This is a genomic window from Brevundimonas sp. G8 (assembly GCF_902506205.1).
In the GTDB taxonomy this organism is placed as follows: domain Bacteria; phylum Pseudomonadota; class Alphaproteobacteria; order Caulobacterales; family Caulobacteraceae; genus Brevundimonas.
This window is the reverse complement of sequence record NZ_LR732816.1, coordinates 2,318,238-2,338,974: the sequence shown is the minus strand read 5'-3', so window position 1 is coordinate 2,338,974 and position 20,737 is coordinate 2,318,238. Positions and strand designations below refer to the sequence as shown.

Annotated in this window: 22 protein-coding genes and 1 tRNA gene; 7 read left to right on the top strand and 16 right to left on the bottom strand. The window is 66.4% G+C overall.

The features are described 5' to 3' along the window. Positions 1-9: 9 nt before the first annotated feature. Both CHRYSEO8AT_RS11405 and ychF read left to right on the top strand, forming a co-directional pair. On the top strand, positions 10-507 hold the full coding sequence (locus CHRYSEO8AT_RS11405) for a copper chaperone PCu(A)C (protein ID WP_159850092.1): 498 nt from the start codon (positions 10-12) through the stop codon (positions 505-507). 70 nt (positions 508-577) lie between these two features. Next, positions 578-1,672, top strand: a complete 1,095-nt coding sequence (gene ychF / locus CHRYSEO8AT_RS11400) for a redox-regulated ATPase YchF (protein WP_159850090.1) — start codon at positions 578-580, stop codon at positions 1,670-1,672. Here ychF and CHRYSEO8AT_RS11395 read toward each other — a convergent pair. Beyond that, positions 1,665-2,204 (bottom strand): hypothetical protein, encoded by a 540-nt coding sequence (locus CHRYSEO8AT_RS11395; protein ID WP_159850088.1) that lies wholly within the window; start codon positions 2,202-2,204, stop codon positions 1,665-1,667. The genes ychF and CHRYSEO8AT_RS11395 overlap by 8 nt on opposite strands. Positions 2,205-2,315: 111 nt before the next feature. Between CHRYSEO8AT_RS11395 and CHRYSEO8AT_RS11390 the strand changes: the two genes are divergently transcribed. Together CHRYSEO8AT_RS11390 and CHRYSEO8AT_RS11385 are read left to right on the top strand one after the other, a co-directional pair. Continuing rightward, positions 2,316-4,526 carry a TonB-dependent hemoglobin/transferrin/lactoferrin family receptor gene (locus CHRYSEO8AT_RS11390; RefSeq protein ID WP_159850086.1) on the top strand — a complete coding sequence of 737 codons (2,211 nt, stop codon included), beginning with the start codon at positions 2,316-2,318 and terminating at the stop codon, positions 4,524-4,526. A gap of 39 nt (positions 4,527-4,565) precedes the next feature. Next, positions 4,566-5,540: a DUF6607 family protein gene (locus CHRYSEO8AT_RS11385; RefSeq protein ID WP_159850084.1), complete on the top strand. Its 975-nt coding sequence runs from the start codon at positions 4,566-4,568 to the stop codon at positions 5,538-5,540. A gap of 59 nt (positions 5,541-5,599) precedes the next feature. On the opposite strand, the gene CHRYSEO8AT_RS11380 is transcribed toward CHRYSEO8AT_RS11385, so the two are convergent. Beyond that, positions 5,600-6,916 (bottom strand): hypothetical protein, encoded by a 1,317-nt coding sequence (locus CHRYSEO8AT_RS11380; protein ID WP_236547518.1) that lies wholly within the window; start codon positions 6,914-6,916, stop codon positions 5,600-5,602. A gap of 189 nt (positions 6,917-7,105) precedes the next feature. Next, positions 7,106-8,095: a YafY family protein gene (locus CHRYSEO8AT_RS11375; RefSeq protein WP_201304418.1), complete on the bottom strand. Its 990-nt coding sequence runs from the start codon at positions 8,093-8,095 to the stop codon at positions 7,106-7,108. A gap of 91 nt (positions 8,096-8,186) precedes the next feature. Here CHRYSEO8AT_RS11375 and CHRYSEO8AT_RS11370 point away from each other — a divergent pair, with 91 nt between their 5' ends. After that, positions 8,187-8,411 (top strand): hypothetical protein, encoded by a 225-nt coding sequence (locus CHRYSEO8AT_RS11370; RefSeq protein ID WP_159850082.1) that lies wholly within the window; start codon positions 8,187-8,189, stop codon positions 8,409-8,411. 3 nt (positions 8,412-8,414) lie between these two features. Here the strand turns inward: CHRYSEO8AT_RS11370 and CHRYSEO8AT_RS11365 are convergent, their stop codons facing one another. The 8 genes from CHRYSEO8AT_RS11365 to CHRYSEO8AT_RS11330 all read right to left on the bottom strand — a co-directional run bounded on the left by CHRYSEO8AT_RS11365 (position 8,415) and on the right by CHRYSEO8AT_RS11330 (position 15,472). Next, complete coding sequence (locus tag CHRYSEO8AT_RS11365; protein WP_236547517.1) at positions 8,415-9,470, bottom strand: acyltransferase; 1,056 nt, start codon at positions 9,468-9,470, stop codon at positions 8,415-8,417. Between the two features lie 108 nt (positions 9,471-9,578). Further along, entirely contained in the window at positions 9,579-10,007 is a 429-nt protein-coding gene (locus CHRYSEO8AT_RS11360; RefSeq protein ID WP_159850078.1) for a hypothetical protein, read from the bottom strand. Then, positions 10,004-11,425, bottom strand: a complete 1,422-nt coding sequence (locus CHRYSEO8AT_RS11355; protein ID WP_159850076.1) for an NAD(P)(+) transhydrogenase (Re/Si-specific) subunit beta — start codon at positions 11,423-11,425, stop codon at positions 10,004-10,006. Before CHRYSEO8AT_RS11355 ends, CHRYSEO8AT_RS11360 begins: the two co-directional genes overlap by 4 nt. A gap of 13 nt (positions 11,426-11,438) precedes the next feature. Continuing rightward, positions 11,439-11,705 (bottom strand): hypothetical protein, encoded by a 267-nt coding sequence (locus tag CHRYSEO8AT_RS11350; RefSeq protein ID WP_159850074.1) that lies wholly within the window; start codon positions 11,703-11,705, stop codon positions 11,439-11,441. Next, entirely contained in the window at positions 11,702-12,049 is a 348-nt protein-coding gene (locus tag CHRYSEO8AT_RS11345) for an NAD(P) transhydrogenase subunit alpha (protein ID WP_159850072.1), read from the bottom strand. The genes CHRYSEO8AT_RS11350 and CHRYSEO8AT_RS11345 overlap by 4 nt, the downstream gene beginning before the upstream one ends. After that, on the bottom strand, positions 12,049-13,188 hold the full coding sequence (locus CHRYSEO8AT_RS11340) for a Re/Si-specific NAD(P)(+) transhydrogenase subunit alpha (protein ID WP_159850070.1): 1,140 nt from the start codon (positions 13,186-13,188) through the stop codon (positions 12,049-12,051). Before CHRYSEO8AT_RS11340 ends, CHRYSEO8AT_RS11345 begins: the two co-directional genes overlap by 1 nt. 139 nt (positions 13,189-13,327) lie before the next feature. Further along, positions 13,328-13,600 carry an aa3-type cytochrome c oxidase subunit IV gene (locus CHRYSEO8AT_RS11335; protein ID WP_159850068.1) on the bottom strand — a complete coding sequence of 91 codons (273 nt, stop codon included), beginning with the start codon at positions 13,598-13,600 and terminating at the stop codon, positions 13,328-13,330. 78 nt (positions 13,601-13,678) lie between these two features. After that, positions 13,679-15,472 (bottom strand): M3 family oligoendopeptidase, encoded by a 1,794-nt coding sequence (locus CHRYSEO8AT_RS11330; protein WP_159850066.1) that lies wholly within the window; start codon positions 15,470-15,472, stop codon positions 13,679-13,681. A gap of 97 nt (positions 15,473-15,569) precedes the next feature. Between CHRYSEO8AT_RS11330 and CHRYSEO8AT_RS11325 the strand changes: the two genes are divergently transcribed. Both CHRYSEO8AT_RS11325 and CHRYSEO8AT_RS11320 read left to right on the top strand, forming a co-directional pair. Then, a complete protein-coding gene (locus tag CHRYSEO8AT_RS11325) occupies positions 15,570-17,342 on the top strand; it encodes a DUF4153 domain-containing protein (protein ID WP_159850064.1) in 1,773 nt (590 codons plus the stop codon). Between the two features lie 107 nt (positions 17,343-17,449). After that, positions 17,450-18,901: a sigma-54 dependent transcriptional regulator gene (locus CHRYSEO8AT_RS11320; protein ID WP_159850062.1), complete on the top strand. Its 1,452-nt coding sequence runs from the start codon at positions 17,450-17,452 to the stop codon at positions 18,899-18,901. Between the two features lie 3 nt (positions 18,902-18,904). Here CHRYSEO8AT_RS11320 and CHRYSEO8AT_RS11315 read toward each other — a convergent pair whose 3' ends face one another. The 5 genes from CHRYSEO8AT_RS11315 to CHRYSEO8AT_RS11295 form a co-directional block, all read right to left on the bottom strand. Further along, a complete protein-coding gene (locus tag CHRYSEO8AT_RS11315; RefSeq protein WP_159850060.1) occupies positions 18,905-19,291 on the bottom strand; it encodes a GIY-YIG nuclease family protein in 387 nt (128 codons plus the stop codon). 56 nt (positions 19,292-19,347) lie between these two features. Further along, on the bottom strand, positions 19,348-19,728 hold the full coding sequence (locus tag CHRYSEO8AT_RS11310) for a hypothetical protein (RefSeq protein WP_370514241.1): 381 nt from the start codon (positions 19,726-19,728) through the stop codon (positions 19,348-19,350). A 12-nt stretch (positions 19,729-19,740) separates the two neighbouring features. After that, a complete protein-coding gene (locus CHRYSEO8AT_RS11305) occupies positions 19,741-20,016 on the bottom strand; it encodes a DUF2312 domain-containing protein (RefSeq protein ID WP_135195123.1) in 276 nt (91 codons plus the stop codon). Positions 20,017-20,212: 196 nt separating this feature from the next. After that, positions 20,213-20,338: a type B 50S ribosomal protein L36 gene (ykgO, locus tag CHRYSEO8AT_RS11300; RefSeq protein WP_008263184.1), complete on the bottom strand. Its 126-nt coding sequence runs from the start codon at positions 20,336-20,338 to the stop codon at positions 20,213-20,215. Between the two features lie 202 nt (positions 20,339-20,540). Next, a tRNA-Ala gene (locus CHRYSEO8AT_RS11295) sits at positions 20,541-20,617 on the bottom strand. Between the last annotated feature and the right edge of the window lie 120 nt (positions 20,618-20,737).

Sequence of the window (20,737 nt, the reverse complement as noted above, 5' to 3'; positions counted from 1 at the left end):
CCCGACACCATGAAAGCCAAACTCGCCCTCGCCGCCGTCGCGCTGTCTTTGGCGGCCTGCAACCAACCCGAATCGGCCAAGGCACCCGCAGCGGATGCGGCCGGTCCCGTCGCAGCCGCCACCCTGGTCGCAACCGGGGCCTGGTGCCGTCCATCGCCGAACGGGGCCAAGGCCGGCGGCTGCTACGTCACCCTCAAGGCGACGACCAACGACCGTCTGACGGGCGGTTCGACGCCCGCCGCCGGGTCGCTGCAGGTCCACGAGATGACGATGGAGGACGGCATGATGAAGATGGGCGAGATGACGCAAGGCCTGCCCCTGCCGGCCGGTCAGGCGGTGGCCTTGGCGCCGGGCGGCAACCACCTGATGCTGATTGGCCTGACCGCGCCGCTGGTGGAAGGTTCGACCGTCCCGTTGACGCTTCAGTTCGCCTCGGCGCCGGCCGTCACGGTGCAGGCGGCGGTGCGTCAGCCGGAGATGGCGGGCATGGATCACGGCGCACATTGAACCCAGTTGAAGCGCGAGCCTGACAAACCGGTTCGAACCGGGTAAAGGCTCGCGCCTCACGAGGAATACCATGGCTCTTAAAGTCGCGATCGTCGGCCTGCCCAACGTCGGCAAGTCCACTCTGTTCAACGCCCTGACCAAGACGGCGGCGGCCCAGGCGGCCAACTACCCGTTCTGCACCATCGAGCCGAACACCGGCGACGTGGCGGTGCCGGAGCCGCGTCTGGAAGCCTTGGCCGAGATCGCCGGCTCAAAGGAGATCATTCCATCGCGTATCACTTTTGTGGACATCGCCGGTCTGGTGCGGGGCGCGTCCAAGGGCGAGGGCCTGGGCAACCAGTTTCTGGCCAATATCCGCGACTGCGACGCCGTGGCCTTCGTGGCCCGCTGCTTCGTCGATGACGACATCACCCACGTCGAAGACCGCATCGATCCGATCGCCGATCTGGAGATCATCGAGACCGAACTGATGCTGGCCGACATGGAGAGCCTGGAGCGCCGTCGGCCCCAACTCGAAAAACGCGCCAAGGGCGGCGACAAGGAATCCGGTCTGACGCTGAAGCTGGTCGATCTGGCCCTGGCCCAGTTGAACGCCGGCAAGCCCGCCCGCACCGCCGAGGTGTCCAAGGACGACGCCAAGGCCTGGCATATGCTGCAACTGCTGACCGCCCTCCCCGCCCTCTATGTCTCGAACGTCGAGGAAGGTTCGGCCGACAAGGGCAACGACCTGTCCGACAAGGTCGCGGCGCGCGCCGCCCAGGACAACGCCAACTCGGTCGTCATCTCGGCCCAGATCGAATCCGAGATCGCCGTGCTGGATGACGAGGAGCAGAAGGAGTTCCTCGAAACCCTGGGTCTCGAAGAACCCGGCCTGAACCGCTTGATCCGCGAAGCCTACAAGCTGCTGGGTCTGCAGACCTATTTCACGGTCGGTCCCAAGGAGGCTCGCGCCTGGACCATCCCCGTCGGCGCCACCGGCCCCCAGGCGGCCGGCGTGATCCACACCGACTTCGAGAAGGGCTTCATCCGCGCCGAAACCATCGCCTATGACGACTTCGTCTCCCTGCGGGGAGAAGCCAAGGCACGCGAGGCCGGCAAGCTGCGCGCCGAAGGCAAGACCTATGTCGTCAAGGACGGCGACGTGATGAACTTCCTGTTCAACTAGGCGGCTCTGCTGGCGGGGTCTCGGCCCCCTCCGGCTTCATCATCTTTTCCAGCGGATTGGCGGGATCGGGCGCACGCGGCGAACCGGGGCAGCGCGCCAGTTTCACCGTCGTCATGTCCCGGTCGATGTAGGTCAGGTTCATCACGTCGCCGGTGGTCCCCATATGCACCCGCTCGGTCTTGGCCTGCCCTGAAGTCGCGCACCGCAAGGCCGCGACATAGCCCGAGCCCGTCTCGTCGATGCTGGCGATGTCGCAGTTGTGCCCATAGGCGTCGAACCGCAGCGGCGTCAGGGTGATCGGGCTGCGCTCGCGCTGAGGCCGGGCGCACCATTGCGGGTTGGCAGCCCACACTCCCACGAAACTGCGTGGCCCCCGCATGGCCAACGACGACGGCCCCGGCGGCTCGACCTGCTGCATCGCCTCGGGCGTGCGTAGCGGTGCGGCCGGCTCGTTGGGCGGATTGACCTGATGATCGCCGCAGGCGGCCAGGGCGGCGATGGCGGCCACCATCGGGAACAGGGCTGTTTTCATCACGCCACAACGTCACGGCCAAGGTTCAGGTTCAAAACCGCACAGTCATTGCGGTTGATTCTGATAATCGTTCGCACTAATACGCCTGCCTGTCATCAAGCGGGGCCATTCATGCGTAACCTTCTCCTCCTCTCCACCGCCGCAGCCGCCGTCGGTTCGGCCCTGATCGTCCAGCCCGCGCGCGCCGAAACGCTTGCCGCGGCGCCGGCGGCCGAAGTCGATCCCGTCGTGGTCATCGGCACGCGCTCGCAGCGTCTGGCCTCCAATACGCCGGCGACCGTCAGCGTCATCGACGCCGCCCAGATCGAGACGATGCTGGCGACCGACATCAAGGACCTGATCCGGTTCGAGCCGGGCGTCAGCGTTCCCACCTCCCCTGCGCGTTTCAGCCTGGCCCTGTCCGGCGCGGGCCGCGACGCCAACTCTGGCTTCACCATTCGCGGCATGGGCGGCGACCGCGTGTTGATCATCAACGACGGCGTGCGTGTGCCCAACGGCTTCTCCTTCGGGGCCCAGGCGGTCGGTCGTGGCGGCTACAACGACCTGGATCTGGTCAAGTCGGTTGAGATCCTGCGCGGCCCGGCCTCGGCGCTTTACGGCTCTGACGGCGTCGCCGGCGCCGTGGCCTTCACGACCAAGGATCCGTCCGACTTCCTGATCGGCGACCAGATCTTCGGCGCGCGCGGTCGCGCGGCGTATAACTCCGCCGACGAAGGCTGGACCGAAGGCGTGGCCTTCGCCGGTCGGTCGGGATCGCTCTCGGGCCTGTTGGCCTATACGCGTCGCGATTCGCAGGAGACCGAGAACAAGGGCTCGGTCGGCGGTGTCGGCGCAACCCGCACCGAACCGAACCCCCAAGACTTCAGCTCGAACGCCATCCTGGGCAAGCTGGTATGGGAAGTGAACCCGACCCACACGCTGCGCCTGACCTACGATCATCTGGATTCAGAGATGGACGGCGACGCGTTGAGCAGCCGCTCGGCGACCGTCCTGGCCGTCACCGCCCACGACGAGACCCAGCGTGACCGCGTCAGCGCGGACTGGCGCTTCCAGGACTTCGCCGGCCTCAGCGACGGTTCGGTGTCGTTGTATTGGCAGGACGCCACCACGCGTCAGTACACGTTCGAGGACCGTATCCCGGCCGTCGACCGCGTCCGCGACACCACCTTCGACAACACCGTCTATGGCTTCGCGGCCCAAGGCGCCCGTATCTTCGGCGAGGGCAGCGCCATTCAGCACCGCGTCACCGTTGGCGGCGACTGGTCGATGACCAAGCAGGAAGGCATCCGCGACGGCGTCACCCCGCCGGTGGGCGAGACCTTCCCCATCCGCGCCTTCCCCAAGACCGAGTTCCAGTTGGCCGGCCTGTTCGTGCAGGACGAGATCGAACTGCTGGACGGCGCGCTGAGCATCATCCCGGCCGTGCGCTATGACTGGTATGACCTGTCGCCCAAGGTCGACGCCCGTTTCCCCGCAGCGGCTTCCGGCCAGAGCGACGATCACATCTCACCCAAGCTGGGCGTGGTCTATTGGACCGGGGCGCACCTGGGCGTCTTCGCCAACTATAGCCTGGGCTTCCGCGCGCCGTCGCCGATGCAGGTGAACAACTTCTTCGAGAACCCCGTCTTCGGGTATCGCTCGATCCCGAACCCGAACCTGTCGCCCGAGACCAGCGAGAGTTTCGAGGCCGGTTTTCGTCTGCGCGACATCGATGTGGCTGGCGGCAAGATGCGACTGAACACCACCGCCTTCGCCACCCACTATGACGACTTCATCGATCAGGTAGTGGTCAGCGGCACGGGCGTCCCCGGCGTCGATCCGCTGGTCTATCAGTACGTCAACCTGACCGAGGTGGACATCAGGGGCCTGGAAGCGCGCGCCGACATCTACTGGGACAATGGCTTCAGCCTGATCGGCTCGGCCGCCTACGCCGAGGGCGAACAGACGACCGACGGACGTCGCTCCGAGCTGGGCAGCATCGATCCGGTCAAGGTGGTCGCTGGCGTGAACTATGCCGCTCAGTCGGGCGTCTGGGGCGGTTCGGCGACGGTGACGTGGTCGGGCAAGAAGGATGCTGCGACCTATGGCGGCCTGTCGTGCGGATCGGCCTGCTATCTGGGCGACAGCTTCACCCTGCTGGACCTGACGGCCTATTGGAACGTGACGGAGCGGGCGACGCTGCGGGCCGGCGCCTTCAACGTCTTTGACGAGACCTACGGCTGGTGGAGCGACGTGCGCGGCCTGTCCGCCACATCGACCGTCAAGGACGCCTACACCCAGCCGGGCCGCAACTTCGGCGTCTCCCTGACCCTGCGCCTGTAGGCGACCATGAGATCTTCCCACACTTCAAGGAGCCGCCCGATGCGCGCCATATTGATTGCCGCCGCCCTGCTGACGACGACGGCTCCGGCCGCCCTGGCCCAGCAGACAACCGCCCCGACCACGGCGACGGCGCCCGCCAGCGCCTTCGAACGGGATCGCCAGTCGATCCTGGCCCAGGCGGGCCAGTACCGCGTCCATTTCGACATGCGCGAGAACGTCAGCTTCCGCGCCGACTACGACCCGCTGGAGGAGAAGCTGTCGGGCGGCAGCGAGATCGTCCGCGTCGTCTATGACAAGGGCGACCGCATCAGCCTTCAGCACATCCTGGTCATGGAGCATGAGGGCCAGGTCATGGTCATCAAACACTGGCGTCACGACTGGGTCTATCAGCCCCAAACGGTCCTGACCTATGCCGGGCCGAACCAGTGGACCCTTACGGCGGTGCCCGAAGCCGAGCGCACAGGCGCCTGGTCCCAGACGGTGTGGCAGACCGACGATTCGCCCCGTTACGGCGGCGTTGGCCGCTGGACCTATGACAACGGCCTGTCGGCCTGGACTTCCAACCCGACGTGGCGGCCGCTGGCGCGTCGCGATGCGGTTCGCAATCCGGTCTATGACCGCTATCTGGGCACGAACCGCCACATCCTGACGCCGGACGGCTGGGTCCATATCCAGGACAATATGAAGATGTCGGGCAAGGCCGGCGGCGAGCCCATCGCCATCGTCCAGGAAGACGTCATCAACACCTATGACCGGTCCACCAGCTATTCGCCCCAGGCCGGCGACGACTACTGGACCAAGACGCAGGGCTTCTGGTCCGCCGTGCGCGAGGCCTGGGAGGCCGCCATCGCCGCCCATAACGGCATCCATCTGCAGGAGATCGGCGAAACCGGCTCGGTCACCGGCACGCCGCTGATGGACCTGGCGCAACAGATCGCGGACGGCGAAACGACCGAAGCCGAGGCCGTCGCCAAGGCGCGCGTCCTGATCACCGAGGCCACGACACCGCGCTGATTATCCCCCAGCGCGGAGCGTTAGACGGCGGCTGGTTCATCCGGCCGCCGTTTCTCGTTTCAGCTCAGGACGATGCGACCATTGTCGAGGCGGAAGGCCACGCCCGTGCGCTGAAACAGACGCGCGATCACGGCGGACGGATCGGCCGCGCCCTGATCAAGCAGCCGCTCCATATCCCCGCGCAGCGACGGATCGCGCGATGTCCGCGTCAGGGCCGTCAGCCATTCTTCACGGCTCAGCACGCCGTCCGGCTGGCGCAGCAGGGGTTTCAGGAAGTCGAGCCAGTCGCCGCCCGTCCGCTGTTTCTGCGCGCCCTCGGCCGTCATGGCGAAGACGGCGCCGCACGCATAGTAGGCGCGGTGCTCGCCCCGCGCACCCGCCTGGGCCACCGGTTGCTTTGCCAGGTTCACGCAGTCGTCCACTTCGGACTGCAACTCTTTGCGGTCATCATAGGCGGGGTCCAGACGCTTCAGCGCTCGCACCGCCATTAGGTCCGCTCCACCCTCGGTGATCCAGGCTTCGTCGGCGAACTGATAGCGGACGGTCTGACCCAGCCAGAAATGCGCCGCCTCATGGCCGATGAACCAGCGCGACCGACCCGTGATGTCGGGGTGGGCGGTGGTAACTCCGCGACCCTCGAACGACATGACGATCAGGCCGGGCAGGACGCTGCCGCTCATGCTGGTCATGCGCTCGGTCGGGCCGTTCCAGGCCACCATGACGATGGGAGTGTCGCCCCCGGATCCCGGCGCGCCCAGCCTGTCGCGATAATATTGGCCGACCTGAGGCGCGAAGCCGCGAATCTCCTCGCCGATCCAGGGCGGCAGGTTCGGGTCGATCACGGTCGACAATCCTTCGCCCGGCGTCACCGTCGCCTCGCCCAGCAGGACATAGCTGCGCTCGTCCATCGTGGTCAGTTGGTCATGCCGGCGCCCATTGAACAGCACCGGCCCATTGTCGTCGCGCCAGGTCACGCGCGACGATCCGCCGTCCAGCGTCACCCGATTCAGGTCGTCCGGCACCTCCTCCGCCGCCTGGGCCGAAGGCAGGGCGAAAACGTCCATCTGTCGCGTGGGCAGGGCGACCGCGCCATTTGAGAACAGCAGGGTCCGATATTCGGCCTCCAGGTCCACGGCCTTCGGTTTGACCCGGAACCGCACCTCACGTGGCACGGGGCCGCCATCCGTGCTGCGGATGATGTCGTAGTGACCGCGCCGCTCCATCACGACGCCCGGCGTCTGCACCGTCCACTGGCGAGGCCGCCAGGGCTGACGCGAGTCCGTTTCCAGCGCCGAGTCCATGAAGGCCCAGACCGGCACGTCGCGTTCGAACCGATAATCGACGTTCAGGTGGTCGCCGTCGCGGGTCACGGTCACCTGGGGTGCGCTTTCATCCAGAACGGCTTGCCGCGAAACGGTCGGACCGGCCGCGCAGGCTCCTCCCATAAGAAGAACAACGGCGATGGCGGACGAAGCGAAGGCGTGGACGCGCAAGGGCGATCTCCTGCAGGATGGTCGGCGCGAAGCCTAGCGGTGCTGAACGCGCCGCGTCAGCTTACGGTTTCGTCACGCTGACGCCCGTTCCAAGGCGCGCCCCGCCGCCGCCAGCTCCCCAGCCATGACGGCCTTCAGCCGTTCGGGCGCCAGGATCTGAGCCTGCTCGCCCCAGGTGAACAGGTGCCAGGCCAGTTCTCGCATACCCGAGGCCCGGAACCGCACCACGACCGCGCCGTCCGCCTGATCCTCGAAACTCTGAGTCGGATGCCAGCGCCAGCTCTTCGCCTCGGCCGCGCCCTGGGGCGTGATCCGCAGCACGACATCCTCGATCTCGTCCTGATAGATGCCGAAGGACTGGCTGGCGAAGACGCCCAGGTCGAAATCGGCGGGCGGGACGGCCAGCCCCTCCTGCGGTGCGACATGGCTCATCCGATCCAGGCGGAAGGTCTGGATGCGACCGGTCTCGCGGTCTGCGGCGACCAGATAGTTGGCGCGGCCGAACATGACGCCGCATGGGGCGACGCTGCGCCGACGCGGCTCGGCGCCCGGTCGGGAATAAGTAAAGCCCAGCGGCTGCTGCGCCAGCACCGCCCCGCGAATGGCCGTCAGCATGGCCTCGTCCGCCGAGGGGCGCGGCCCGGCCTGGACAGCGATGGTCTCGGCCCGGACCAGGGCCTCCAGGTCCGGCGCCATCCGGTTCAGTGTGGTGGACCGCATTGCGGCCTTCAGCTTGCGCTCCAGCCCCTCCAACGCCGTCGCCCGCGCCGGTTCTCCGGCGGCGCGCAGAGCCGATGCCGCCTTGGACAGTTCCAGCATCTCGGTCGCCGTCGGCGCCTGCTCGAAGGCCGAAAGGCCGCCGCGAATGCGCCAGCGTTTCGACGGCGGGTCCGACACCTCGTCCACCTGGGGGAACAGCATCATCACCGCGTCGCGCATCCGTTCGGCGGTGCGGCGGCCCACCCGCATGTCGCGCGCCATTTCGTCGATGGACAGGCCTTCGGCGCTGGCGGCCATGCGCCGCGCCAGTTCGATCACCATCGCCGCCTTGTCGTGTCTCAACGCCGCTCCTTATGCCTACGTCCGTTTCTGACGCAACACTGCGCCATAACACAATCATCGACAAGAGGCCGTCGCTTCAGGAGATCACACCATGGCTCGTTTCCAACCTACCCAGACGATCAACGCCAGCCGCTACATCATCGTGCCCTGCGAGGCCGACGGCTCGTCCGACCTCGCCGTGATCTGGGATCGGCTGGAGGAACAGGTGATCGACGTCATCTCGGCCGCCGCCAGCAGCCGTTACTCGGACGAGGACATGCTGTGGGACGAGGGCCGCGCGACCGATATGGCGTCGGAATGGCGTATGGCGGCCTGAGGCTCAGGCCGCTTTCGGCTTGGTCCAGCGGTCGATCATCCGCTGCGCAGGCTGTTCGACCAGTCTGTGCGCGACGACCGCGACCACCACGATGAAGCCGAACATGGCGACGGCGAACAGGTCGTTCAGCCAGACCGAGCCGAAATCGATCCGCCGCACCGGCACCAGGTCTAGCTTCCGAGCCACGATCATCATCACGGTCAGGATGAACATGTGGACCATGTAGATGGCGAACGACCATCGCCCCAGGGTGACCAGCGCCGGACGATCCAGCACGCGGGACAGGGCGCCGTCCTCGCCCGCGAAGACCCAGATCAGGACCACGAAGACCAGGGTGACGGCCACGGTGATCGGCCCCTGAGCATAGCCGATGAAGACGCAGGCCACGACGATGGCCGCGACCTCCAGCACCGTTGCGGCGGCGCCCTTAAGCCGAGGAATGCGCGTCCACAGCCCCTGCAGCAGACAGCCCAGGAAGAAGCCATAGACCGCGCGCGGCACGGCGAAGTCATAGGTCGTGTTCATCCAGCGCCGGGCGTAGCTGACCACCAGCACGCCCCCGATGATCGCCAGAACCAGGCCGATCCAACGGAACCGTTTCGGCGCAGCCAGAACCAGCCCGGCGAAGATCAGATAGCAGGCCCATTCGGCGCTGAGCGTCCAGGCCGGCCCGTTCCAGGTCAGATACGGATGCACATGCCAGGCCTGGATCAGCGCCAGGTTGGCGAAGATCGCCTCGATCGACCGGTCCCGCGTGAACGGCGGCGCACTGTCGAACTGAAACGTCAGCCGCGCCAACTCCAGCCCGACGAAGGCCGCCAGCATCAGTAGATGCAGCGGCCAGATCCGCCCGAGCCGCCGCACCATGAACCGCCCGGCGTCCCGCCCCAACTTCAGCCGGTCGGCATAGGCATGGGCGATGACGAAGCCCGACAGGACGAAGAAATAATCGACGAACAGATAGGAATGCTGAATGAAACCCCAATCACGCCAGTGGCTTGCCACCGGCATGTGGAACATCACCACAAGGATGGCGCACACCCCGCGCAGGGAATCCAAGGCTTCAAATCGTTGGTGTCCGGAGGTCTTCACGAGCGCGTGATAACGGGTCTGGAAGCGCTGCGATAGTGGGCTGATGCAAGGCTCTAGGCGCCCCTTCGACCCAACCTATGGCGCGTCCGCCACCGTCTCTACTAAACGCCACTCGCCGTCGCGAAAATGGAAGCGCGCATAGCCTCTCCACGGAATCTTCGACAACGGGTGGGTTGTCGATCCGCCGCCGACGGCTTCGTAGACGCCATCCGGTCGCAGGGACGCGGCAGGCGTCAAGACCGAGAAGCCGAGAGGCGTTTGGCCATAGACGACATGGCGCAACATCACGCATCGCCGCCCCTCGGCTTCGATGGACCAGAGAGGCGCCGCTGCGTCGTTGGCCTCATAGACGGTCAGTTCATTGACGCAGGCCTTTCGCCCATCGTCGAACGTCACCTCGGGGCGGTCGAGGCCGCCTGCCAGTGTGAAGGTCATCATCGCCGAACACGCCGACAGGCCCATGAGACCGGACAGGCCGACGAGCAAAGCAAAACGCGGCGTCACAGCCCCTTCACGATCCCCTCGACCATCTTCTTGGCGTCGGCGAACAGCATCATGGTGTTGTCGCGGAAGAAGAGTTCGTTCTCGACGCCGGCATAGCCCGAGCCCATGCCGCGCTTGATGAACAGGACGGTGCCGGCCTTTTCCACATCAAGAATCGGCATGCCGTAGATGGCGCTGGTGGGGTCGGTCTTGGCGGCGGGGTTGGTGACGTCGTTGGCGCCGATGACGAAGGCGACGTCGGCGGTGGCGAACTCGGCGTTGATGTCCTCCAGCTCGAACACCTCGTCATAGGGGACGTTGGCCTCGGCCAGCAGGACGTTCATGTGGCCCGGCATCCGGCCGGCGACGGGGTGGATGGCGTATTTCACCTCGACGCCCTCTTCCTTCAGCTTGTCGGCCATCTCGCGAAGGGCGTGCTGGGCCTGGGCCACGGCCATGCCGTAGCCGGGCACGATAATGACCTTGGACGCATTCTTCATGATGAAGGCGGCGTCCTCGGCCGAGCCCTGTTTGACCGGGCGCGTCTCTTTTGCCCCCGCCGGGCCGGCCGCCGCATCGCCGCCGCCGAACCCGCCCAGGATGACGCTGATGAAGCTGCGGTTCATGCCCTTGCACATGATGTAGCTGAGGATCGCGCCCGACGACCCGACCAAGGCGCCGGTGATGATCAGGGCGATGTTCTCCAGCGTGAAGCCCAGGGCCGCCGCCGCCCAGCCGGAATAGGAGTTCAGCATCGAGACGACGACCGGCATGTCGGCCCCGCCGATGGGAATAATCAGGGTCGCGCCCAGGATCAGGGCGATCAGGAAGACGCCCCAGAAGGCCCAGGTCGCGGCGCCGTTGGTGCCGATCAGGATGCCGATCAAAAAGACCAGGCCCAGGGCCAGGCCGACATTGATCAGGTGCCGCGCGGGCAGGATGATCGGCGCGCCGCTCATATTGCCGTTCAGCTTGGCGAAGGCGATGACCGAGCCGGTGAAGGTGATGGCCCCGATGGCGACGCCGAGCGACAGTTCGATGATCGACAGGGTCTTGATGCCCGTCCCGTCGTCCGAAAGGATGCCGAAGGCCTCGGGTGCATAGACGGCGCCGATGGCGACCAGGCAGGCGGCCATGCCGACCAGGCTGTGGAAGGCGGCGACCAGTTGCGGCATGTCGGTCATGGCGACGCGCTTGGCGATCAGGGCGCCGGTCCCGCCGCCAACGATGACGCCGCCCGCGATCAGGGCCAGAGTCACGGTGTCCAACGCGCCCGTCGTGCCGAGCGTCAGCAGGGTCACGCCTATGGCCAGGGCCATGCCGATCATGCCGAAGGTGTTGCCCTGGCGGCTGGTCTCGGGGCTGGACAGCCCGCGCAGCGACAGGATGAACAGGACGCCCGAAACCAGATAGGCCAGTGCGGCCAGCGATGCGTTCATCACGCCCCTCCCCTCAAGACGTGCGCGCCAGCCGCCACAGGGCGGCGGCGATGAACAGCGGGCCGATGAAGAACAGGGCCCATTCGAAGACGCCCAGCGGCCGGTCCTGCGTCACGACGCGAACCAGTATGGCCGAGAAGACCAGGGCGATGCCGCAGTCGTGCAGCCGCTGGCGCTTGATCGGAATCTTGGTCCCGAACCAGCCGTACAGCCACAGGCCGAACCCGACGCCAGTGGCGACCCACGAACCGGTGATGGCGATCTGCGCGGCGTCCGTCACGAAGACGCCTCGGGAGCGGGCTTAGGCGCCGGCCGCTCCTTCTTCTTGTACATGGCCAGCATGCGCCGGGTGACCATGAAGCCGCCGAAGATGTTGACGCTGGCCAGGGTGACGGCGACCACGCCGGCGCCCTTGGCGATCCAGGCGCTAGGGCCGGTCACGTCGCCCGACACGGCCGCCGCCGCGATCAGGCCACCGACGATGATGACGCTGGAAATGGCGTTAGTCACGGCCATCAACGGCGTATGCAGGGCCGGCGTCACGCTCCAGACGACGTAATAGCCGACGAAGATCGCCAGCACGAAGATGGCCAGGCGGAAGACGGTGGGATCGACGTGTTCCATTAGTTTGCTCCCTTAAGCCCTTCATGCACCACGGTGCCACGATCGGTGACCACCGCCGCCTTCAGGATCTCGTCTTCCAGATCCACCGCCATGACCCCGTCCTTGATCAGCAGGCCGACGAAGGCCGACAGGTTGCGGGCGTAAAGGGCGCTGGCGTCGGCGGCGATGCGGCCGGGCAGATTGGCCCAGCCGACGATGGTGACGCCGTTCGCCGTGGTCACCACCTCGTTCAGCTTCGAACCCTCGACATTGCCGCCCGCCTCGACCGCCAGGTCGATGATGACAGAGCCCGGCTTCATCGAGGCGACATGGGCCGCCGTCAGCAGCACCGGGGCGGCGCGGCCGGGGATCAGGGCGGTGGTGATGACGATGTCCTGTTTGACCACATGGCTGGCGGTCAGTTCGGCCTGTTTGGCCTGATACTCGGGCGACATCGGCTTGGCGTAGCCGCCGGCGGTCTGGGCGTTCTTGAACTCCTCGTCCTCGACAGCCAGGAATTTGGCGCCCAGGCTCTCGACCTGTTCCTTGGTGGCGGGGCGGACGTCGGTGGCGGTGACGACGGCGCCCAGGCGGCGCGCGGTGGCGATGGCCTGAAGCCCGGCGACGCCCACGCCCATGATGAAGACCTTTGCCGGGGCGACCGTGCCGGCCGCCGTCATCATCATCGGGAAACCCTTGCCAAAGGCATAGGCCGCCTCGATCACCGCGCGGTATCCGGCCAGGTTCGCCTGAGACGACAGCACGTCCATGACCTGGGCGCGGGTGATGCGAGGCACGAACTCCATGGCGAAGGCGGTAGCGTTCGCGCCGGTCAGGGCCTCGACCGTGGCCTTGTCGCGCCAGGCGTCCAGCATGGCGATGACGATGGCGCCGGGTTTCAGCGCGCTGGTCTCCTGGGCCGTGGGACCGCGCACCTTCAGCACGATGTCGGCGCCGTCCAGCACCGCGCGGGTGTCCGGTTTCACCGTCGCGCCGGCGGCGACATAGTCGGCGTCGGGAATAGAGGAGCCAAGGCCAGTCCCGGCCTCGACCGTGACGGTCGCGCCCAGGGCGATCAACTTCTTGACGGTCTCGGGCGTGACGGCGCAGCGCGTCTCGCCTTCGCGGCGTTCTCTCGTGACGGCGATAGCGACGGCCAAGCGAATCCCCTCGTTCTTTTCGTTGAACGAAGGTTAGGCCGTTCCGGCGCAAGCCGTCAAAGCACGGTTATGCCAAAGCTTGGCAAGGTTGCGTGATTTCAGACCGCCGCAGCGGCAAACGGCGCAACCGATGCAGGGATCAGTGCGCGGCGCCCGGCTTGGACTTCAGCGCCACGAAGCCTGCGCCGCCCAGAACGGCCGCGCCGATGACAGCGGCGATGAAGCTGCCGCCCGGATGGAACCACAGGGTCAGGAAGACCAGCAAAACCGCAATACCCAGGCTGCCCCACTTGGCCAGGTTCAGGAACAGGCTGTAGGTCGAGACCTGCTCGCGCACTTCCATATGGCCGTGCAGATAGGCTTGCGCATCGGCGTCGGCAGGTGCGTTGGCGGTGTCGTGCAGGTCGGCCATGGCGAAAATCCCCTCGTCGTTATCGCGGACTTACACCGAGGCGCCCGCCCCGCTCAAGCCCGCAGTCATCCCAAAGCCCTAGGCCAGCGCCTCGAACTGATCCACCAGACGCTCCAGCCTCTGGCAGCCTACGCTCCAGAAGGCCGGGTCGCGCGGGTCCAGACCGAACGGCTTCAACGCCTCGACATAGGTCCGCGATCCGCCGCCGGCCAACAGCTCGCGATACAGCGGCGTGAAGCCCGCCGGATCATTGCGCCGCGCCTCCATCAGGGCCGCGACCAGCAGGTCCCCGAACGCATAGGCGTAAACATAGAAGGGCGAATGGACGAAGTGGCTGACGTAGGCCCACCAGTGTTCATAGCCGGGGTTCAGCTTGACCGACGGTCCCAGCGAGGCGGCCATTTCCTCCAGCCACAGCTGGTTGATCCGTTGCTGCGACACCTCGCCCTGCAGGCGTTCGTCATGGAATCGGGTCTCGAAACGGTGGAAGGCGATCTGGCGCACGACCGTGTTCAGCCCGTCCTCGATCCGGCCGGCCAGCAGGCCGCGCTGCTCTGACTTCGGCGCCGTCGCCAAGAGGCGGTCGAACGTCAGCCCCTCTGCGAAGATGGAGGCGGTCTCGGCCAAGGTCAGCGGCGTGTCGGCCAGAAGCGTGCCTTGATCCGCCGCTAGGGTCTGGTGGACGCCGTGCCCCAGCTCGTGCGCCAGGGTCAGGACGTCGCGCCGCTCGCCCATCCAGTTCAGGAAGACATAGGGGTGGCGGTCGGCGGTGACGGGGTGGGCATAGGCGCCCGACTGCTTGCCCGCCCGCGCACGGCCGTCGATCCACGGCTTGTCGAAAAAGCCGCCCGCCCGGTCGGCGAAGTCGCCGCCAAGGTCCAAGAAACTGTCCAGCACGATCTCGCGCCCCTGGGTCCAGGTGAAGGCGCGCGGGGTCGTGGTCTCGATGGGAGCATTGCGGTCCCAGTGGTCCAGCCGCGCCTTGCCCATCGCCTTGGCCTTCAGCGCGTAATAGCGGTGCGAAAGGCGCGGATAGGCGGCGGCGACGGCCTCGGCCATGGCGTCCACCGCCTCGCCGTCCACTTCGTTGCCCAGGTGGCGGCTGTCGGCGGGACGTTTGAAACCGCGCCAGCGATCCTCCATCGCCTTGTCGGCGGCGACGGTGTTCAGCACCAGGGCCAGGGTCGGGGCGCGGGCGGCCAGGGCTTCCGACAGGCCCTCGGCGGCGGCCTTGCGGCGCGCGGGCTTGGCGTCCGACAGGCGGTTCAGCGCCTCGGCCAGGGTCAGGCTCTCGCTCCCCGCCTTGGCGCGCAGGGCAGCCAGCTGCTCGTCGAACAGGCGCGGCCATTGGGCGGTGATCGGCCCACGCTCGGCGATGAAGGTCTCCAGCTCGGACGACAGTTCGTGCGGCTTCATCGCCCGCACCCGCCGCAACCACGGCCGCCAGCGCGCCGCGCCGTCGTCGGCGGTCAGGGCGGCCTCCAGCGCCGCGTCGTCGATCTGATTGATCTCCAGCGTCAGCCAGACGGTGGGGGTGGCGATGGCGGTGATCTTCTCGCGCACATCGGCCTCGAACCCCTGCGCGCCCGCATCGTCGCGCGCGGTCGAGGCCGACAGGAAGGCGTAGGCGCCCAGAGCCCCCAGCACGTCCGACGCCTGCTCATACAGATGAATGGCCCGATCAAGCACGGCGCCCAGGCCGGCGGCGTCCTGTTCGGCGGCCAGTTTCCCCTTCAGGCCATTCAGCGAATCCACCAGGCCCCGCGCCTTTTCCAGGTCGGCCGCGACCCTGGCGTCGTCGCGCGAGGCATAGAGGTCGGTCAGGTCCCACAGCGGGGCATCGGTGCTGGGCGTCTTGAAAGGAGCGTTCATGACCCCTGTTCTGGGGATGTCGGACGACAGTCGCAACCTTCCGTCACGCTTTCTCGACGGCGCCGGCCGTGCGATCCTGTATTTTGGAGACACGTGAATGACCGAGACGACGCATCAAGACACCGGCCGCACAGGCCTGGGCGGGGCGTCGGGCCTGTTCGCTATTCGGTTGGCGACCGGCCTGGTTCAGGGACTGGCGCTTTATCTGCTGTATCTGGCGGCGGACAATCATGCCTGGCCCGCAACCCAGCCTGCCCTGTTCGGCGCCCTGGCCCTGGCGGCGGGTTATGGTCCCGTGGTGGTGCTGGCGGCGGCGGGACGGATCAAGCCGCTTGCCCTGGCCCTTTGGACGGGCTTGGCTGCGGTGGTTCTGGCCTTGCTGGGCGCGCATGACGTGGCGCGTCAGTCGGCGGAAGCCTTCCGTCAGGCGCCCTTCCTCAGCTTCCCCGTTCTGGCGTTCGGCGCGGCGGCGCTGTTCATCGCCCACCACCTGATCGTCCCGGCGGTGCGCGAACGGCGCTGGATCGTCGACTATCCCGAATATTTCGACGTGGCCTGGAAGGCGGGGGTGCAACTGGCCCTGTCTCTGGGCTTCACCGGCGCCTTCTGGCTGCTGCTGCATCTGGGCGCGGCCCTGTTCAAGATGATCGGCCTCAGCTTCCTTGAGGACATCCTCGGCGAAGCCTGGTTTTCCATCCCCGTCACGGTCCTGATCTTCGCCACGGCGGTCCAACTGACCGATGTGCGCGACGGTCTGATCCGGGGCGTGCGGACCGTGGCCCTGATGCTGCTGTCCTGGCTGCTGCTGGTGATCACCGTGCTGGTCGGCGGCTTCCTGGCGGCCCTGCCCTTCACCGGCCTGGACGGTCTTTGGGAGACGCGCAGCGCGACGGCCCTGGTCCTGTCGGCCGCCGCCGCCCTGATCGTGCTGATCAACACGGCCTATCAGGACGGGCGGCCCGACAATGTGCCGCCGGTCGTGCTGAAATACGGCGTACGCATCGCCTCGGTGCTGATCGCGCCCCTGGTCGTCCTGGCCCTGTGGGGGCTGGGCCTGCGGATCGGCCAGCACGGCCTGACGCCCGACCGGATCATCGCCGCAGCCTGCGCCCTGGTCGGGGCGGTCTATGGGGCGGGTTATCTGCTGGCGGCGGCGAAGCCGGGAGGCTGGATGAAGCCGCTGGAGCGGACCAATGTCGTCGCCGCCGTCCTGTCGGTCCTGGTCATCCTGGCCCTGTTCAGCCCCCTGGCCGATCCCGCGCGGATATCGGTGAAGGATCAGATCGCACGGCTGGAACGCGGCGCGGTCTCGGCCCAAGACTTCGACTATGATTTCCTGAGGTTCGAGAGCGGCAAGGTCGGGGCAGCCGCGCTGGAGACATTGACGCGATCCAGCGACGCCGAGACCGCGCGCCTGGCCCGCGCGGCCAAGGTCAGAACCTACCGGTCCGGCGATACGCCCAAGGCGCGTAGGGATCGGGTGGCGGCCGTTCGTCTGCAAGCCGTTGCAGGTCAGACCATTCCCGCCAGCTTCCAAACACAGATTGAAAGCCAGGCCGATGTTCTGTTTGGCTGCTCCGCGGCCAGTCCGTGCACCGTGCGGACGCTGGATCTGAACGGCGACGGCCGAGAAGACTTGCTGGTTGCGATGGCGCGGACGGTCCTGGCGTTCGAGCAGAATGACGACGACGGACAGTGGCGCAAGGTTGGGCAGTATCAGGCCGCATGCAGCCGCAATGCCGAGGCCCTGGACGGAGACCTTTCGACAGGCGTGACCACGGCTCCGGCCGCCCTGCCGGACCTGATCGTCGGCGGCCAGAAACTGCAGGCGTCTCCCGAGATTCGCTGCGACGATACTCGCCGTCGTTAACGCGGCGGACACCATGCCCTATCACTCGATTTTCACCTCGACTTCTTAGAAATCGTCCCGAAACGATCCATCCGCGACGGGGGTGGGCGACAGCACAAGGGGCTTTCATGGCCAAGACCATTCTGGTCGTTGACGACGATCCGACCCAGCGCCGGCTGATCCAGGCGGTGCTGGAGCGGGACGGCAACGCCGTGGTCCATGCCGCCAGCGGCGGCGAGGCCATCGACCGGATGGTGCGCGGCGGCGGGGCCGACCTGATCCTGCTGGACATGGTCATGCCCGAGATGTCGGGGCTGGAGTGCCTGGCCGAACTGCGCAGCGCCGGCATCAACGAGCCGGTCATCGTGCTGACGGCTAACGGCGGCATCGACATGGTGGTCAAGGCCATGCAGGCCGGGGCCCAGGACTTCTTCGTCAAGCCGGTCGGACCGGAACGCTTGCTGGTCGGGGTTCGCAACGCCATGCAGATGAAGCGTCTGACGGCCGAGGTCGGACGCCTGACCAAGCGCGTCCAGGGCCGCACCAGTTTCGACGACATCGTGGGCGACAGCGCCCCGATGCGGATGGTCAAGGCGCTGGGCGCCCGGGCCGCCAAATCCTCGATCCCCGTCCTGATCACCGGCGAAAGCGGCGTGGGCAAGGAGGTCATCGCACGCGCTCTGCACGGCGCCAGCGACCGGGCCGGCAAACCCTTCATCGCCGTCAACTGCGGCGCCCTACCCGCCAATCTGATCGAATCCATCCTGTTCGGACACGAGAAGGGCGCCTTCACCGGCGCCGTGGACAAGACGCTGGGCAAGTTCCGCGAGGCGGACGGCGGCACCCTGTTCCTGGACGAGATCGGCGAACTTCCGCTGGACATGCAGGTCAAGCTTCTGCGCGCCCTGCAGGAAGGCGAGATCGACCCTGTTGGCGGCAAGCGGCCGGTCAAGATCGACGTGCGCATCGTCTCGGCGACCAATCGCGACCCGGCCCAGCAGGTCAAGGACGGCGCCTTCCGCGAGGACCTGTTCTATCGCCTGAACGTGTTTCCGATCGAGGCCCCGTCGCTGCGCGAACGGCGCGAGGACATCGCGCCCCTGGTCGATCATTTCATCGCCCGCTTCAACGCCGAGGAAGGCAAGCGGATCGCCGGCTGCGCGCCCGAGACTCTGGCCCTGCTGCAAGGGTTCGACTGGCCCGGCAATGTGCGCCAGCTGGAGAATGCGGTGTTCCGCGCCATCGTCCTGGCCGATGCGCCCTTCCTGCAGCCGCACGATTTCCCCGCCGTCTCGGGCGTCGCCGCCCCCATGCCGGACGCCCAGCCGCTGTATGCCGCCACGGCCGCCAGCGCCCAGGCCGATCACGCCAGTCAGGCGGACCAGCCGATCCGCATCCTGGACGACCGCGGGCATCTGCGGACGCTGGAAGACATCGAACGCGACCTGATCCAGCACGCCATCGAGGTCTATGCCGGCCATATGAGCGAGATCGCCCGACGCCTGGGGATCGGCCGCTCGACCCTGTACCGCAAGGTCCGCGAACAGGGCCTGGAAGGTCAGCTGAAGGAAGCGGGCTGAGGCTTATGCGCCTGATTCCAGCCTTTTAAGAAATGAAGCGACACTCCCCTCTTCGTCATCCTCGGGCTTGACCCGAGGATCAGGCGTCCAGCCGCATAGACTGGGATAGAGATCGACCCATCCAGGGTTTGTCCGTTCGATCAGCTCCAGTTTCCAGACGCGATTCCAGCGCTTCAACGCCTTTTCCCGCCGGATTGCAGTCGTGGCCAATTCAAACTGCTCGTACCAGACCAGCAGCCCGCAGCCATATCGACTGGCGAAGCCTTCGAAAGCCCCGGTCCTGTGCTGATGGCCGCGTTCGAAGAGATTCGACGTCATGCCGATGTAAATGACGCCGTGCGGTCGGCTCGCTTGGATATAGGTGGCGATGAAAGGTCGGCGCTCGCTCATAAACGCTGAGTTGTGGATGGCCCGATCCTCGGGTCAAGCCCGAGGATGACGAAAGGTTATGGCTCTTTCGGCTTCCTGCCCCACCGCCGCTTCGGTTCTTCGCCGTTGGCCTTGGCGGTGATTTCCTTGAGTTTGCGGCCTTGCATGGCCGACAGCGCCTGGCCGGGCGCGCCTTTTTCGGGGTCGGCGAAGGCACGGCCGTGGGTCTTCACCCGCTCGCTGACGGAATCGATGAACTCGCCCTCCCATTCGGACAGCGAAACGCCCGCCTTCTCTGCCGAGCGGCGGGCGCGTTTCAAAGCGTTGAGAGCAGCGCGTTTGGCGGCCTCGCGCTGTTGCTCAAATGGACTTGGGATAGGCTTCTTGGCGAAGCCATCGCCTTTCGGACTGCCTGATCGCGACAGCCCGCCTCCTGGCTTGAAGGGGGTGCGCTTCAAGCCGGGTCAGCCTCAGATCTCGCCAAGGGCCGACAGATAGAGGTCCAGGATGGCGTCCTCTTCCTGACGCTTGGCCTTGTCCTGCTTACGGATGCGGATGACCTTGCGCAGGATCTTGACGTCGTAGCCCTCGCCCTTGGCCTCGGCGAAGACTTCCTTCATGTCGGTCATGACGGCCTGCTTGTCCTCTTCGAGGCGTTCCAGTCGCTCGATGATGGTTCGCAGGCGGCCCTGGGCCGTCGCGTTGAGAATGTCGGGACCACCGTCGAAGGACGCGTCGTCAGCCATGAGTGATACTCCAGAAATCAGGCGCGGACGCTAACCATGCGATGGATGCGACTCAACCGCGAACACGAAAAAGGCCGCGGACAAACATCCGCAGCCTGTGGATCGTAAGGGCTTTTCGCCGCGCTATCGCCCTTTGGGCTATTTGAGCGCGACCCAACGTGTGCACGCCGCCGAGGCGGCGTGCAGCAAACGCTGCTTAGCCCTGCTTCGCCTTGAAGCGCGGGTCGGTCTTGTTGATGACGAAGACGACGCCCTTGCGACGCACGACCTTGCAGTCGCGGTGGCGGGTCTTCAGGGACTTGAGCGAGCTACGGACCTTCATGGTCGGACGTCCTGAGAGAAACCAATAAGAAAGCCGCTGACCCGGTCGGATCGCGGCGGAGGCGGTCGTATAGAGAGAGGGGTTCAGAAGGTCAACCCGCCAAAGGCCAAAACCGCAGAAAAGCCAGGCCACGCCTGCCCCAGCCGTCGCAACAGTCGCCCACGCCCAACGTGCTCAAGGGCGATAGCACGCTCAAAAAAGATGGAGGCCTGACCTCCGAGTCGAACGGAGGGTTTACGGGGTTGCACGCCCGCCGCGTCGCCACTCCGCCATCAGGCCGTCAGAGCTTGTGCGTCATTACGCCACACACGCTTAAGTCGTCCAATATAAAGGTGGTTAATACAGTGCATTGCACCACAGCCGCGAGAAGCAAGGCAACGCTTTCGCCTCACAAGCGCT